The 15,740-nt window shown below is 73.9% G+C and carries 12 protein-coding genes; 9 read left to right on the top strand and 3 right to left on the bottom strand.

The window, feature by feature from the left end; translation table 11 throughout:
• The first annotated feature begins 14 nt into the window (after positions 1–14).
• From IW256_RS42500 to IW256_RS34690, 4 genes are all read left to right on the top strand, one after another.
• A complete protein-coding gene (locus tag IW256_RS42500; protein WP_197014949.1) occupies positions 15–278 on the top strand; it encodes an SH3-like domain-containing protein in 264 nt (87 codons plus the stop codon).
• Positions 271–564, top strand: a complete 294-nt coding sequence (locus tag IW256_RS42505; RefSeq protein ID WP_197014950.1) for an SH3-like domain-containing protein — start codon at positions 271–273, stop codon at positions 562–564. Before IW256_RS42500 ends, IW256_RS42505 begins: the two co-directional genes overlap by 8 nt.
• Positions 551–1,138 carry a nitrile hydratase subunit alpha gene (locus tag IW256_RS34685; RefSeq protein ID WP_197014951.1) on the top strand — a complete coding sequence of 196 codons (588 nt, stop codon included), beginning with the start codon at positions 551–553 and terminating at the stop codon, positions 1,136–1,138. The genes IW256_RS42505 and IW256_RS34685 overlap by 14 nt, the downstream gene beginning before the upstream one ends.
• A 127-nt stretch (positions 1,139–1,265) precedes the next feature.
• Positions 1,266–2,588, top strand: a complete 1,323-nt coding sequence (locus IW256_RS34690; protein ID WP_197014952.1) for a sensor histidine kinase — start codon at positions 1,266–1,268, stop codon at positions 2,586–2,588.
• Between the two features lie 113 nt (positions 2,589–2,701).
• Here IW256_RS34690 and IW256_RS34695 read toward each other — a convergent pair whose 3' ends face one another.
• Positions 2,702–3,952 carry a cyclic nucleotide-binding domain-containing protein gene (locus IW256_RS34695; protein WP_197014953.1) on the bottom strand — a complete coding sequence of 417 codons (1,251 nt, stop codon included), beginning with the start codon at positions 3,950–3,952 and terminating at the stop codon, positions 2,702–2,704.
• 940 nt (positions 3,953–4,892) lie between these two features.
• On the opposite strand from IW256_RS34695, the gene IW256_RS34700 reads away from it, so the two are divergent.
• The 4 genes from IW256_RS34700 (at position 4,893) to IW256_RS34715 (ending at position 10,324) form a co-directional block, all read left to right on the top strand.
• Positions 4,893–5,765 (top strand): helix-turn-helix domain-containing protein, encoded by an 873-nt coding sequence (locus IW256_RS34700; RefSeq protein WP_197014954.1) that lies wholly within the window; start codon positions 4,893–4,895, stop codon positions 5,763–5,765.
• 267 nt (positions 5,766–6,032) lie between these two features.
• Positions 6,033–6,248 (top strand): DUF397 domain-containing protein, encoded by a 216-nt coding sequence (locus IW256_RS34705; protein WP_197014955.1) that lies wholly within the window; start codon positions 6,033–6,035, stop codon positions 6,246–6,248.
• Between the two features lie 110 nt (positions 6,249–6,358).
• A complete protein-coding gene (locus IW256_RS34710) occupies positions 6,359–7,264 on the top strand; it encodes an RNA polymerase sigma-70 factor (protein ID WP_197014956.1) in 906 nt (301 codons plus the stop codon).
• Positions 7,265–7,453: 189 nt separating this feature from the next.
• Entirely contained in the window at positions 7,454–10,324 is a 2,871-nt protein-coding gene (locus tag IW256_RS34715; RefSeq protein ID WP_197014957.1) for an FAD-binding and (Fe-S)-binding domain-containing protein, read from the top strand.
• 150 nt (positions 10,325–10,474) lie between these two features.
• Here IW256_RS34715 and IW256_RS34720 read toward each other — a convergent pair whose 3' ends face one another.
• Positions 10,475–11,314 carry an alpha/beta fold hydrolase gene (locus IW256_RS34720; protein ID WP_197014958.1) on the bottom strand — a complete coding sequence of 280 codons (840 nt, stop codon included), beginning with the start codon at positions 11,312–11,314 and terminating at the stop codon, positions 10,475–10,477.
• A 32-nt stretch (positions 11,315–11,346) separates the two neighbouring features.
• Positions 11,347–12,231: an NAD(P)-dependent oxidoreductase gene (locus IW256_RS34725; protein WP_197014959.1), complete on the bottom strand. Its 885-nt coding sequence runs from the start codon at positions 12,229–12,231 to the stop codon at positions 11,347–11,349.
• 123 nt (positions 12,232–12,354) lie between these two features.
• Between IW256_RS34725 and IW256_RS34730 the strand changes: the two genes are divergently transcribed.
• Positions 12,355–15,723 carry an ATP-binding protein gene (locus tag IW256_RS34730; RefSeq protein ID WP_197014960.1) on the top strand — a complete coding sequence of 1,123 codons (3,369 nt, stop codon included), beginning with the start codon at positions 12,355–12,357 and terminating at the stop codon, positions 15,721–15,723.
• Positions 15,724–15,740 lie beyond the last annotated feature (17 nt).

Here is a 15,740-nt window from a genome sequence, read left to right on the forward strand (position 1 = left end):
GCTAGCGTCAGGTCATGAGCCGAGTGCACGACATGGGCGGCCAGCAAGGATTCGGGCCGGTTCCGGTGGTCGTGGGCGGTGAGCCTCCGTTCCACGCCGACTGGGAGGCGCGCGTGTTCGCCCTCAGCCGCGCCCTGCTGGGCGCCGGCGCGTTCAACGTGGACGAGTTCCGCGACGCCATCGAGAGCCTGCCCCCGGAGACCTACCTCGCGTCCTCCTATTACGAACGCTGGCTCATGGCCATGGAGAACCTCCTGGAGGCGAAGGGCCTTGCCTGACGGCGCGTTCCGGGGACCCGCGGCCTTCGCGGTGGGCGACCGCGTACGGGTCCGCGCCGGCGACCCCGACCACCACACCAGGGTGCCGCGCTACGTGCGCGGCCAGGAGGGCGAGATCGTCCTCATGTACGACGCCTGGCCGCTGCCCGACGACCGGGCGCGCGGCATCGATCCGCCGAGGGTCGAGACCGTCTACGTCGTACGGTTCGCCGCCCGCGACCTGTGGGGTACGGGGCGGCACACGGTGGCCGTCGATCTGTGGGAGTCCTACCTTGAGCCATGTTGACCTGCCGGTGGCGGCCCGGGTGCGGCGCCTGGAGGAGCGGGTGATCGCCGCCGGGCTGACCACCGACGAGCGGCTGGAGTCGTTCCTGCGGGAGTTCCTCGTCCGGGCCGCGCCGTCGAACGGCGCGCGGCTGGCGGCGCGGGCCTGGACCGATCCGGAGTTCCGGGAACGCCTTCTGGCCGACGGGAACGCGGCGGTGGCCGAGCTCGGGCTGGGGCCGGCCGATCCGGCCCGGTACGGGTACCGCCTCCAGGTCGTCGCGAACACCGCGCGCGTCCACAACGTGATCGTCTGCACGCTCTGCTCGTGCTACCCGGTGCCGCTGCTGGGGCCGTCCCCGTCCTGGTACAAGAGCAACGCCTACCGGGCCCGGGTGGTGCGGGAGCCGCGGGCCGTGCTCGCCGAGTTCGGGACGGTCCTGCCGGACGAGGTGGAGATCGCCGTCTGGGACTCCAGTTCCGAGGCCCGCTACATGGTCCTGCCGCGCCGTCCCGAGGGCACCGGGGGCCTGGCCGAGGACGAGCTGGCGGGGCTCGTGACCCGGGAAGGGCTGATCGGGACCGCCCTCGTCTGAACGAGATCTTTGACGTGTTTTAGCCGGCCACCGTCCGTTTCCAGGCGGCGCTCCGGGCCGCGGGGTGATTACCTCGCCTTCGGGAGGTCGGGTGAGGAGACGGCGCTCAGGGTCCATACGGGTTCGGATGACCCTCAAGGCCGGAGCCGTCGCGGCGCTGGTCTCCCTCGGCGTGACCGCCCTCGTCCTGGCCGGCGTGCGCGGTCACGCGATCGACTCCCGTGAGGAGAGGACCGGCGAGGCCGCCCTCCACGTCATCCACCTGATCAGGCAGGATCGGCTGCCGATGCTGCTGCCCGGCGACGGGGGCCGGCACCTGCAGGTCCTGGACGAGCGGGGCGCCGTGGTCGCCGCGACGCCCCGCGTCCGCGACCGCCCGCGGATCGCCGCGTTCCTGCCTGCCGGGGAGCGCGTGTACGACCGCCGCGTGCTCTGCGGTGCCGCCGGGCTGGACGGCTGCCTGCAGGTGACCGTGTTCCGCGTCTACCGGCCGGAGGGCGACTGGATCGTCTACGCCGCCCACCCCGTCGTCCCCTGGTACGTCAGCGCCGCCCTGGCCGCCTTCCTGATCATGCTGTCGCTGCTGGTGAGCCTGCTCGCGGCGATGCGGACCTGGCGGGCGGTGAACGCCACCCTGGCCCCGGTGGACGCCATCCGCGCCGAGCTGGCGGAGATCACCGCGACCCGGTCCGGCCGCCGGGTGCCGGTTCCGGAGACCCGCGACGAGATCCGGCTGCTGGCCGAGACCGCCAACGCCACGCTGGACCGGCTCGACGCGGCGCTGGAGCGGCAGCGGCGGTTCACCGCCGAGGCCTCGCACGACCTGCGCAGCCCGATCACGGCGGCGCGGACGCAGCTCGAGGAGGCCCTGCTGCATCCCGGGGACACCGACTGGCCGCGGGTGGGCCGTTCGGTGCTCGACAGCCTGGAACGGCTCCAGGCGATCGTGACCGACCTGCTGGAACTGGCCCGGCTGGACGCCGGAGTCCAGCCCGAGGCCAGGGGCCGCGGCGCCGAGGAGGTCGATCTGGCCGCGCTGGTCTCCGCCGAGCTGGAACGTTCCCCGCGGGGCTGCAAGCGGGTCGTGCCGCAGCTCCAGTACGGCGTGCGGGTGCGCGGCGACCGGCTCCGGCTGGCGCGGCTGCTGACCAACCTGCTGGACAACGCCGAACGGCACGCCGCCGAGCAGATCACCGTGACCGTACGGGCGGAGGGCGACATCGCGATCATGGAGGTCGCCGATGACGGGGAGGGGATCCCCGTGGCCGACCGCGAGCTGGTCTTCCAGCGGTTCGCGCGGCTCAAGGCGGCCCGCGACCGGGACGAGGACGGCACCGGGCTGGGCCTGCCCATCGCCCGGCAGATCGCCAAGTCGCACCAGGGGACCCTGACCATCGAGGACAGCCGGAAGGGCGCGCGTTTCGTGCTGAGACTCCCCCGCCGGACCTGACCGAGGGGGCGGGGGCGGCCAGGGGCGGAGTTCCCGAAGGGGGCACGGGGTGGCCGAAGGGGCGCGGGGTGGCCGGGTGCGGGGAGGACCCGGCCTTCGAGCGTCGCGCCGCGTCAGGCCGCGGCCGGCGGGACGGAGACGCCGGACAGATGCATCCAGGCGGTGAGGTCGGACTCCTTCACGGTGCACCTCACCCGCTGGTAGCCGCCCGGGGCCGCACGCCCCGGGCCGGTGGCGATGACGGATTCGTAGACGGACGTGGAGGCGATGAAGCCCAGGTCGGAACGGGTCCGGGCGAGCCACTCCTTGAGGGGCCGGGCCTCCAGCAGCCGGGCGGTGTGGATGACGGCCGAGCCCGCGACGCCCTCGTCGTCGTGCGTGACGGGGCCGACGTGCAGCGCGAGGCGCAGCTGGATGCGCACCGCCTTGACGGAACGGCCGTTGTGGCGGCGCAGTCCCGCGGTGAGGCGGGCCAGTATCGGATCGGCGACCTCGCGGGCGGCCGGCTCGGACGGGACGATGATGAGCGCCCCGTCCCCGCGGTCCTCCCGGTAGCAGCCGTCCCAGGGCACCTCGGAGCCGCCGAACGCGTCGCGCAGCAGCTCGTACATCACCCGGCGGATGGTCAGCCGGTCGTCGTCGGTCCGGTACGGCGCGCTGAACTCCGCGATGTCGGTGAACACGATGGTGCACGTCCGCCCCTCCCTCCAACGGGGCACGAGCGGACCGGACGGCCTGGCCACGAGGGCGGGAGGCACGGTGCCGAGCGGCGCGGGGACATCGCCGGGTGGGCCTTCGCCTTCGGTCATCCGGGCGTACACCTCCTTCTCCAGTACGGCGACCGTGCGGGGGTGGCGGGCGAGGTAGGCCCCGAACTCGCGCGTCGTCAGGCGCAGGGTCCGCACGGTGTCCAGCGCGACGACGGTGGCCGAGCGCCGGCGCAGGAAGAAGGCCGCGCGCTCCCCGACGATGTCGCCGGGACCACGGGTGGCGATGATCCGTTCCTGGCCGGCGCGGACCACGCTGACCCTGACCTGGCCGGAGAGGATCACCACGACATGGTCGGCGTTCTGCTCCTCCTGCCAGAAGACCGCGCCGGCCGGGTAGACGACCGTGGTGGCGGCCTCGGTGAGCGCGTGGCGCTCCTCCCGGGTGAGGGAGGGCAGGAAGCCGCGTACGGGGGCCGGCGGGCGCGGGGCGAGGACGGGGAGATGGGCCTGGGCCGGGCGGTGGCGGGCGTGGGCCCGGCCGCGGACGGCGTTCGGCGGGCATGCGGTGTTCGGCGGGCACGCGGTGTCGGCCGGCCGTCGCGGCGTCCGTCCCATGTGGTCGGGGTCGTGCCGCCGGGCCGGTCCGAGGATCACTGCGGCCTCCCGTGAACGGTCGCCCCGGGAACGGAGCGGCGGACGGGGAGGGAACCGGCGAGGCGACCGGCGAGGGGGCCGGTAAGGAGGCCGGTCGTACGGAGAGTGTCGCTGGTCTGGGCCGGACCATCGCTGGTCGGGGCTGGACTGCGGTATTCAGGCATTTCGCGAATCCCATGCTCGATCGCGACCCCGGAAGTGCCGCCGCGGCCGGAGGCAGAGCCGTCCGGAAGGCGCGGCGCACCGGCCGGAGTCGCATCACCTATGGCCCAACCGCGTTGCCGCGGTTAGACTGGGTGAGTCCGTCGGGGCCCGTTCTTCCTGGTCAGCCGTCTGTTGCGGCAGAGTGCCAAGGCAGCCGGTCTGTTCTGGCCGCTGTGCCGAACAGATGAGAGCCGGCCGGTGGACGATCCCAACGGTTCCCAAGGAGTCGCCCTCCGCTGTCCTTCCATCCACATGGCTGGCTACCGGTGATGGAAGGGGAGTGAGGGCGACTCTTGCGTGCGCGCTTGGACGACCATTGTCGATGATCTCTACGCGCACCGAAGTTCGCACGGATGGACAGGGCGAGTCGTGATGTCGCTTTCGGCCTCCCGATCCGCAGGTCCCCGCGCTGGGATGAGGGTGGGCCACATTGCCGCCCCGTCCGTCACTGAGCGTGAGTGCCGCTCGTTGCCCTCCTGTGGCGTAACGCTCGATATCAACGCGGTTCCTGCTAGGCTGCTACCTAGCACGCTACAACATTGGTGGACGACATGCAGCACCCTGAAAGCTCACTTCGCCACCTTCTCCGCTTTTTCCTGGCGTTCAGCCGGGTAGGCGGGATGATCTCGAGGGTGTGTCGTCGACACATAACAACGTGCCGTCCGTTAAACTGTCAGGTATCTGCCTGCTAGGTGGCATCGGCGCTGATGGCACCTACTACTCAGAGTGAGTGACGATGGCTAGTGACCAGGGGCCCATAGTCCAGAGCGCCCTGCTGCGAAGCGAACTCGTCCGCCTCCGCAAAGAGAAGGGGATGACGCAGGAGCAGGTGGCGCGGGCCCTGGAGTGGTCGCCGTCCAAGCTCATCCGCGTCGAGGGCGGCAAGAACGCCATCACCCGGACCGATCTCCAGGCCCTCCTCATGACCTACGGCGTGACTTCGGAGAGTCGCCAGGAGCGGCTGCAGGCGCTCGCGCGCGGGGCTCGCGAGCGTGCCTGGTGGAGTGCCTACAAAGGGGAGGTGTCGGACACCTTCCTGGCCTTCGTGGGCTACGCGGCCGGCGCGTCCTACATCCGGCACTTCCACAACGCGCTCGTCCCTGGCCTTCTGCAGACCCGGGAGTACGCCGAGGTCTTCAACACCGGGATGGTCAGCCAGATCACCCGGAGCTATGCCGTGAAGCTGCGGATGCAGCGTCAGGAGGAGCTGGCCAAACGTGAGAATCCGCCACGGCAGTCCTACATTCTCGATGAGGCGGTCATCCGCCGTCACGTCGGCATCAGGACGGATCCGGCGATCATGCCCAACCAGCTGCTCCACATTGCCGACAGGGCCGAGCGGGACGAACTGCTGACGGTCCGGGTGATCCCGTTCAGTGTCGGCGCCCATCTGGGGGTGTACGGGCCGTTCACGCTCCTGGAGTTCGACGGCGACCTCACCGACGTCCTCTACATCGAGGGGATGGGGGCCCCGAGCAGCCTGATGACCGGGGATGATCAGCGGATCGCCGACTACCGGGCCAACTTCGAGGTGCTCCTGGAGGAGGCGCTGCCTCCCGAGAAATCGCTCGAGATGATCCGGCAGGTGGCCGAGGAGATGATGGACTGATCCGCACCCACCCATCCCGTCCCGATCAAGTATCGGAGGTGACCGCCTCGATCGGCGACCCACAAGGCGAGCGGGCCTCATAGCGCAGATCTGATCTTGTGCCTCCCAGGTGTAGGCGGAATAACTGGAAGCGTTTACACTCAGGGACGGGAAATTTTCCACAAGGTCGTGGTTGGTTATGCCCTGCTCGGCTCTGGCGCGGTGGGGGCCTGTCCCGGCCGATGGCGTGCGACAGACCTCTCACCGGCAACGGATGGAGGGTGCTGGATGGTCGATCGGCGGATCCGGGGGGACGGACTCGACTGGCGCAAGAGCAGCGCGAGCGGGGAAGGCGGCGACGACTGTGTCGAGGTGGCGGCCACGGGACGTTCGGTGCTGGTGCGAGACTCCCATGCGCCACGGGCGGGCACGCTCGAGCTCGGTTCCGCGGAATGGCGGACGTTCCTGTCGCGCATCCAGAATGGCGACCTGAGCCCCCGCTGACCCAGAGCTCAAAAGCCCCCCGCCCAACCTGCACAGGCTCATGAGCACCAGGGCCGACTGCCCGTGGAACGGTCCGGGCGATGTCCTGCCACCTCGCTACCATGACGTGCATGCCCAGCGAACCGGCGGCCGGGGAGACCGGCCTCGACCAGGCCGCCGCCGAGTTCGCCCGCGTGCGGCCCCGGCTCTTCGGGATCGCCTACCGCGTGCTCGGAAGTTCGGCGGACGCCGAGGACATCGTGCAAGAGGTCTGGGTGCGGTGGCAGGGCTACGATCGCGGCAAGGTCCAGGACCCGCCGGCCTTCCTCGCCACCACGGCGACGCGGCTGTCCATCAACGTGGCCCGGTCCGCCCGTTCACGCCGCGAGACCTACATCGGTCCCTGGCTGCCGGAGCCGGTGGACACCAGCGCCGACCCCGCGCTGGGCGCTGAACGCGGCGAGGCGCTGGAGCTGGCGGTACTGCTCCTCCTGGAGAGGCTCCCGCCGACCGAACGGGCCGCCTACGTGCTGCGCGAGGCGTTCGACTACCCGTACTCGCAGATCGCGGACATCGTCCAGGTGGAGGAGGCGAACGCCCGGCAACTGGTCAGCCGCGCCCGCAAGCACATCGCCGCCGAACGGCACGCGTCGGTCGGCGCCGCCCAGCAGGGGCGCCTCCTGAAGGCATTCCTCGCCGCGGCCCAGAGCGGGGATCTCGCGACTCTGGAAGAGCTCTTCGCCGCGGACGTCGTCAGCTACTCGGACGGCGACGGGGTCCGCGGCGCCTCGCGGATTCCCGTGGCGGGCAGGGTGCGCGTCGCCAGGTACGTGGCGGCGTTCGCGACGAGGTTCTGGGCCGGCACGTCGCTCACCTGGGTCGAGGCGAACGGGCAGGCGTCGGTTCTGGTGTCCCGGGACGGCGTCGTCACCGCGCTGGTCACCGTCGGCGCCACGGCGGAGGGCATCGACCGGCTGATGTGGGTGATGAATCCGGACAAGCTCTCCGGGATCTCCCCGGCGCCGCCCGGCCCTTGAGGGGCTGACCGCCCGTGCACCGTCGATCGGTGTCAGTGCCGCCCGAACCCGTTCCGCCGGGCCGGGCGCGGGGAGTGACCCGCGCCCCCTAGCCTGGGCAATGACGCAGAGTCATCTGGGCGGAGTCAGGGGTAGGCACGACCTGGTGGGAGGGCGGCCGCGGTGCGAGCAGAAGGTAGGTCCCCGGGGGTGGGCGAGCGCGATCCGGACAGGCTGGGTGAACGGCTGTCCGCGGCGCTGCACGGCGTCTTCCGCACCGACCTCACGACCCGTACCGCCTACTCCTCCGACGCCTCGATCTACCGGCGGGTGCCGGTGGCCGTGGCCGAGGTCCGGTCGGCCGACGACCTGGCGCGGGTGCTGGCGCTGGCGGCCGAGGAGGGGCTGCCGGTCACGCCCCGCGGCGGCGGCACGTCGATCGCGGGCAACTCGGTCGGCCCGGGGATCGTGATCGACACCTCGCGCCGCTTCAACCGGATCCTGTCGCTGGACCCCGAGTCCCGTACGGCGGTGGTGGAGCCGGGCGTGATCCTGGACGACCTGCGCGCGGCGGCGGGACGGTACGGGCTGACGTTCGGCCCCGACCCCTCCAGCCACTCGCGCTGCACCCTCGGCGGCATGATCGGCAACAACGCGTGCGGCTCGCACAGCGTGGCCTGGGGGATCACCGCCGACAACGTCGCGGGCCTGCGGCTGCTGCTGCCGGACGGGCGGGAGCTGGCGGCGGGCCCCGGCGGCACCGGGGACGCCCGGATCGACGCCGAGCTGACCAGGCTGCGGGACGCGCACCTGGGGCCGTTGCGGACGGAGCTGGGCCGGTTCAGCCGCCAGGTGGCCGGCTACGGGCTGCATCACCTCCTGCCGGAGAACGGGTTCGACGCGGCGAAGGCGCTCGTCGGCAGCGAGGGCACGTGCGCGCTGGTCACCGAGGCGACCGTACGGCTCGTCCCGGTCCCGGCGGCGCGGGCGCTGGCGGTGATCGGGTTCCCCGACGTCTACACCGCCGCCGAGCTGGCGCCGTTCGCCGCCCGGTGCGGGGCGCTCACGGTGGAGGGCATGGCCGCCGACCTGCTCACCGCGCTGCGCGCCCAGCCCGGCCGGTCCGGTGCGGGCGCCGACCTGCCGCCCGGCGGCGGCTGGCTGTACTGCGAGGTGGGCGGGGAGTCGCCCGCGCTGGCCGAGGAGGCGGCGCACGGCCTGGTGGAGGCGGTCCGCGGCCGGTTCCCCGCCGCGACCGCGGTGGTCGTGGACGACCCGGCGCGGATGCGGGCGCTGTGGTGGATCCGCGAGGCGGGGTCGGGCATCGTGACGCGGCTGCCCGACGGCGGCGAGGCGTGGCCGGGCTGGGAGGACTCGGCCGTGCCCCCCGACCGGCTCGCCGACTACCTGCGCGGCCTGTACGGGCTGATGCGCGAGCAGGGCTTCCGGGGCGTCCCGTACGGGCATTTCGGTGAGGGCTGCCTGCACCTGCGGGTGGACTTCGCGCTGGACGACCCGCGCGGCGTGGCCGCCTACCGTGACTTCATCGGCGCGGCCACCGAGCTGGTGGTGTCGTACGGCGGGACGGTCTCCGGGGAGCACGGGGACGGCCGGGCGCGTTCGGAGCTGCTGCCCGCCATGTACTCGGCGGACCTGCTGAAGGCGTTCGGGTCGTTCAAGGCCGTCTTCGACCCCGACGGCCGGCTCAACCCCGGCGTGATCGTCGACCCGGCCCCGCTGGACGCCGACCTGCGGCCGGGGCCCGGCCGGGACGCCCTGTCGATCACCCCCGTGCACGCCCTCACGAGGGACAAGGGGTCTTTCGCGGCGGCGGTCCACCGGTGCGTGGGGGTGGGGGCCTGCCGCAACCTCGACACGGGTTCGATGTGCCCCTCGTTCAAGGTGACCCGGGACGAGGTGCATTCGACGCGCGGCCGGGCGCGCGTACTGGCCGAGATGCTGCGCGGCGAGACGCTGCCGGACGGCTGGCGTTCCAAGGAGGCCCTGGACGCGCTCGACCTGTGCCTGTCGTGCAAGGCGTGCGCCAGCGAATGCCCCGTGAACGTCGACATGGCCACCTACAAGGCCGAGTTCCTGCACCGCCACTACGCGCGGCGGTTGCGGCCCTTGGCGCACTACTCGATGGGCTGGCTGCCCTTGTGGTCGCGTCTGGTGGCGGGCGCTCCCGGGGCGGCGCGGTCGGCCAACGCGGCGTTGCGCCTGCCTCCGGTGGCGGCCCTGGCGAAGCGGCTCGCGGGTGTCGAGCCGCGCCGGGAGATGATCCGGTTCGCCGAGGAGCCGCTGCGGGAGTGGTTCCGGCGCCGCCGTGACAAGCCCGCCACGGGCAGGGGGAGCCGGACGGGCAAGGCGGCGGGCGGCAAGGTGGTGCTCTGGCCGGACACCTTCACCAACTACCACCAGCCCGAGGTCGGCAAGGCCGCGGTCGAGGTCCTGGAGGCCCTCGGCCATGAGGTGCTGATGCCTCCGGGGCGGGTGTGCTGCGGGCTGACCTGGCACTCGACCGGGCAGCTGCGGGTGACGCAGCGGGTCCTGCGCCAGACCCTCGACATCCTGGAGCCGGCCCTGCGGGCCGGGCTGCCGATCGTCGGCCTGGAGCCGTCCTGCACGGTCATGCTGCGGGAGGAGGCGCCCGAACTGCTCCCGGACGACCCCCGCGCGGAACTCCTCGCCGCGACCACCACGACGCTGGCCGAGCTGGTCGCCGCGCACGAGGGCGAGTGGCCGTTCCGGCGGCTGGACGCCGCGGCGATCGCGCAGGTGCACTGCCACCAGGAGGCCAAGGGGTCCTACGACCCCGACCGCGCCGTGCTGGAGCGGCTCGGGGTGAGCGCCGACGTGATCGGGGCGGGCTGCTGCGGGCTGGCGGGCAACTTCGGCTTCGAGCCCGGCCACTGGGAGGTGTCCCAGGCCTGCGCGGAGCGCGAGCTCTATCCGAAGGTCCGCGCTGCGGGCGACGACGAGATGGTGCTCGCCGACGGCTTCTCCTGCCGTACGCAGATCGCGCACGGCACCGGGGACAGGGCGCTGCACCTGGCCGAGGTCCTGCGCCGCGCCCTGTGATCCGCCGCGCCCCGCGATCCGCCGCCTCGTGGTCAGCCGCCTCGTGGTCAGCCGCCCCGTGATCCGTCGCGCCTCGTGGTCAGCCGCCCTGGTGATCCGCCGCGCGCCCCGTGATCCGGCGCCCTGGTGATCCGTGCGGCCGGTGCCGCGTCAGGCGGCGTCGGCCCGCCTCCACAGGGCGTCCAGCGCGTCGTTGACGAGCCCGGGCTGCTCGACCTGCGGGTAGAAGCCGGGGACGCGGACGTGCTCGGCGCCGATGTCGGCCGCGATGACCTCGGCGGCGGCCATCAGCGGCTCGCCCGCGTACTTGCGGTACGCCTCGGGAGCGTTCTCCCAGGTCCCGGTGATGATCAGCGTGGGCCAGGGGGCGGCGGCCAGCGGTCCGAGCGGGATGTCGGCGTCCCAGCAGGGCCGTTCCCGCATCGAGGTACGGGCCGCGCGCAGCCGTTCCGGGGTGGCCTCGGGGACGGGGAGGCCGAGCCCTTCGGTGGACAGCCGGATGTACTCGGCCGGCGTCAGGTCGGGCGGCGGGCCGCCCGCGGCGGCGCGGCCCCGCTCCAGCATCGCGGCGACCACCGGGTGGCGGGCGGCCGGGCGCATCGCGCCGGGCTGGATGAGCGCCAGCGAACGGACCAGGTCCGGCCGGCGGACGGCGGCGACCATCGCCGCCACGCCCCCGTAGGAGTGCCCGACCAGGTGGGCGCCGTCGCCGAGGACGTCGACGATGTCGCCGGCGTCCACCTCGTAGTCGGTCTCGTAGCGGGGCTCGTCGCCGTCCCCACCGCCGTCCCCGCCGATGCCGGGGCTGGCCCCGAAGCCCCGGCGGTCGATCATCAGCAGCCGCCGCCGGGCGGCCAGCGGGCGCTGGGCCCCGAAGCCGTACCGGTCGTCGGTGCCCCAGCTGAGCACGCCATGGACGAAGACCGCCGGAGGGCCGCTCGCCCCGGTGCCGCCGGTGTCGTCCCATACGGTGACATGCACGGTCGTCATGATCACCACCCTAGGGCCCCGCCGGTCAGGGCTCAGGGCCGCCGCTTGAGCAACTCGAAGACGCTGGAGAAGCTGTCCTCTCCGTGGCCGTCCGCCTCGCGCTGCGCGAGCAGGTTCCACAGGGGAACGTGCACTCCGGGGTCGATCCCCCCGGCGAGGCTGACGCGTACCAGGGCGGCGAGACCCGCGCGGTTCATGCCGACCGGGGAGGCGGGGGCGCTGTAATCGCCGGACTCGATCTCGCGCGCCGGCTCCGGAAGGTAGGCGATCATGCCTTGCAGCCACCGGCTCGCATGCGGAAGGAACTCCTCCGGCCGTACCCCCGCCGTGTCCACCAGCGCCAGGGCGTGCAGGAATCCGGCCAGGGTGGCGTAGCCCGCGCCGAGCAGCCCGAGGTCGTAGACCTCTGCCACGCCGGCGTCCTCGCCCAGGTAGTGGGTGGTCGCGAGGACGTCGAGCAGGGGACGCTCGTTCTCGACGACCTCCCGTGAGCCGCTGTAGAGGAAGAAGGCGTCGGCCGTCGCGACCGTCTCGGGCAGGGCCATCATGGCGCCGTCCACGTACTTCGCGCCATGCTCGGCCGCCCACGCCGCCATGGAGCGCGCGTCTTCGGGCGTGCCGGTGGTCAGGTTGGCCACCGAACGCCCGGCGAGGTCCGCGGCGGACGTGCCGAGTACCGCGCGGACGGCGTCGTAGTCGGCCAGCGTCACGATGATCAGTGGACCGGCCGTGACCGCCTCCGCGGCCGAACGGGCGGCGACCGCGCCCCGCGCCACCAGGGGAGCGGCCTTGTCCGCGGAACGGTTCCAGACGGTCGTCGGGTGGCCGGCGGCGAGGAGCGCCGACGCGATGGCGGAGCCCATCCGGCCGAGGCCGATGACGGTGGCGGGGCGCCTGGGGGCATCGCTGCTGGACATGGGTGTCGTGCCTTTCGTCCGTGGTCGGGAGAACGCGTCCAGCTTGGGCGCGGGCGCTGCCGCCCTGCTGCCGCTCCGCTGCCGCCGTCCCGCCGCGCGGCGGGCACCGCGTACCGTGACGAGGTGCGATTCGGGGTGCTGGGGCCCGTGGCGGTGTGGGCGGACGACGGGACACCGGTCGAGATCCGTGAGACGAAGGTCCGCGCTCTGCTGGCCGCGCTGCTGGCCCGCGAAGGCCGTCCGGCTCCGGCGGACCGCCTGACCGAGGACCTGTGGGGCGCCGCTCCTCCCCGCCGCGCCTCAGGTGCGCTGCAGGGCAAGGTCTCGCGGCTGCGCCGCGCGCTGGAGGCCGCCGGGCCGGGCCAGGGCGCGATGGTGGAGTTCCGGGACGGGGGATACCTGCTGCGCACGCCGCCGGGTGCGGTGGACGCCGAGCGCTTCACCGCCCTGGCCGTCCAGGGCCGGGTCACCGATGACCTGCGCGAGCGCGAGGCCGTGCTCGGGGAGGCCCTGGCCTTGTGGCGGGGACCGGTGTACGACGGTCACGGCGACGAGGACTTCGCCCGGCCCGTGATCCGCCGGCTGGAGGAGCTGCGGCTGGCCGTCTTCGAAGCGCGGGCGCGGGCGCTGCTGGAGCTCGGCCGTCCCGGCCCCCTGACGGCCGAGATCGACGAGCTGGTGGCCGTCCACCCGTTCAGGGAGGGGCTGCGCGCGCTCCAGATGCGCGCCCTGTACCAGGCGGGCAGGCAGGGCGAGGCGCTCGCCGCCTACCAGGACCTGCGCGAGCGGCTGGCGGAGGAGCTGGGCGTCGATCCGGCCCCGGAGCTGACCGCGCTGCACCGGTCGATCCTGCGGCAGGACGCCGCGCTGGCCGCGCCACCGGTACGGCGTGCCCGGACGAACGTCCCCGCGCCCCTCACCGCGCTCATCGGCAGGGACGGCGAACCGGACGGGGTCCGGTCCCGGCTGCGCACCGCCCGCCTGGTCACCCTCACCGGGCCGGGCGGTGTGGGCAAGACGCGCCTGGCGGTGGAGACGGCCGCCACGATGGCGGCGCTCGACGCGGCCGGGTTCCCCGACGGCATCCGGCTGGTGGAGCTGAACGGGTACGGCCGGGAGCGGGACGCGGCGGTGTCGCCGGTCCCGTTCACCGCCGACGACGTGGCGGCCGCGGTCGCGGTGGCGCTCGGTGTCCGCGACGACGCCGCGGCGCTGCCCGGCCGCGCCGAACCGTACCCGGGGCCGGGGCCGGGGCCGTACCCGGGGCCGGGGCCGGGCGAGTCCGCCGCCGCCCGCCTCGCCGGCGCGCTGCGCGGCCGGCGGACGCTGATCATCCTGGACGGCTGCGAGCACCTGTCCGGGCCGGTGGCCGAACTGGTGAGCCGGATCCTCCTGAACGGCCCGGAGGTGCGGATCCTGGCGACGAGCCGGAGGTCGCTGGGCGTCGCCGGTGAGGTGCTCTGGCCGGTGGAACCGCTCGCCGAACCCGCCGCCGTGGCGCTGTTCGAGGAGCGGGCGGCCGCCTCCGCCCCCGGCGTCACCGTCGGCGACGGTGACGCCGGCGCGGTGGCGACGATCTGCCGGCGGCTGGACGGGATCCCGCTCGCCCTGGAACTGGCCGCCACCCGGGTCCGCGGGCTCGGCGTACGCGAACTGGCGGCCCGGCTCGACGACCGGTTCGCGGTGCTGGCCACCGGGCACGGCGACGCGCCGCCGCAGCAGCGCACCCTCCGTGCGGTGATCGACTGGAGCTGGGACCTGCTCACCGGACGGGAACGCGCGGTCCTGCGCAGGCTCGCCGTTCACGTGGGCGGCTTCACCCTGGCGGCGGCCGAGCGGGTGTGCGCCGGAGCGGACGTCTCCCGGGGCGAGGTGGCGGACCTGATGGTCCGCCTGGTCGACCACTCCCTCGTCACGCGCGCGGCGGACGGCCGCTACCACCTGCTCGAATCGGTCGCCGCCTACTGCGCCGAGCGGCTGGAGGAGGCAGGGGAGACCGAGCGGTCACGGCGGCGGCACCTCGCCCACCACCTGGAGCTCTGCGAGGGGGCCGAGGCCGGCCTGCGCGGCCCCGGGCAGCAGGAGTGGCTGCGCCGCCTCGACGCGGAGACAGCGAACGTACGGGCCGCGCTCGCCTGGGCCGTACGGTCCGGGTCTGGGGCCGGGGCCGGCGTCGGGACTGACGCCGACGCCGACGCCGGGACTGACGCCGTCCGGCTGGCCTGCGCGCTCGGGTGGTACTGGTTCCTGCGCGGCCGGCACACCGAGGCCGTGCGGTCGCTGCGGACCGTCCTGGACGCGCACGGCGCCGATGCCGGTCCGGCCGTCCGGCTCGCCGCCGAGGTCTGGTGGACCGGCTTCCGGCTGCTGACCGGCCGGCGCGAGGACGGCGAGGGCGGGGAGGACGAGCACGGGGACGGCGAGCACGGGGACGGCGGGGAGGAGGTGGGGCGGATCCGTGATCTTCTCGTCCGGCACGGGCAAGCCGCCACCCCCCTCGCGCACGCCCACGCCACCTGGTTCCTGGGCTTCGCCCTCTACCGTTCGGGAGAGGATCTGTTCGCCGCCTGGAGGCTCGTCAGCGAAGCGGTCGCGGTCTTCCGGCCGCAGGGGGACCGGTGGGGGCAGGCCGCGGCGCTGGGAAGCCTGGCCGGCCTCGCCCTGCTCCGGGGCGATCTCCCCGCCGTCGACCGTGACGGTGGTGACGGTCTCGCCCTGTTCCGCGCGCTCGGCGACGCCTGGGGACAGTCGCAGATCGCCTATTCCCTGGCCGCGCTCGCCGAGATAGCCGGGGACTACCCGGCCGCGGCCCGGCTGCACAGGGACGGCCTGCGGCTGGCCGAGGACCTGGAGCTGTGGCACGAGGCGGTGGACCGGCTCGTCGGCCTCGGCCGGATCGCCGTGCTGGAAGGCGACCACGCAAGCGCGGAGGAGATGAACGAACGGGCCGCGCGGCTCGCCGTCCGGCGTGGCTACCCGGCGGGGGAGGTCCACGCCGTGCTCGGGCTCGCGCTCGGAGCGCGCCGGAAGGGCGACGACGACGTCGCCGAACGGCACCTGCGGGACGTGCTGGAGTGGCATCGGAGCCGGGCGTTCGAGCCGGGACCCGCACTGGTCCTGGCCGAGCTGGGCTTCCTCGCCGAGCGGCGCGGAGACGCCGGCGCCGCCCTCGACGCGCACGAGGAAGGGCTGGCCGCCGCGCGGGCCGGCGGCGACCCCAGGGCGGTCGCGCTCGCCCTGGAGGGCCTGGCCGGCGCGCACGCCCTCGCCGGACGCCCGGAGACGGCCGCGGCACTCCTCGGAGCGGCCTCCGCGGCACGGGAGTCGGTGGGGGCGCCCCTCCCGCCCGCCGAGCGCGGCGACGTCGATCGCATCACGGGAACGGTGCGCGCCGCGCTCGGCGAGGACGGGTTCGAGTCGCGGTTCGCCGCCGGACGGGACGCCGGCCCCGACCACGTGAGCGCCCACGCCCCGCCGTGGCCTGGGCGCTGACCCGCCGGACGGCCCTG

This window comes from Actinomadura viridis (genome assembly GCF_015751755.1).
Classification (GTDB): domain Bacteria; phylum Actinomycetota; class Actinomycetes; order Streptosporangiales; family Streptosporangiaceae; genus Spirillospora; species Spirillospora viridis.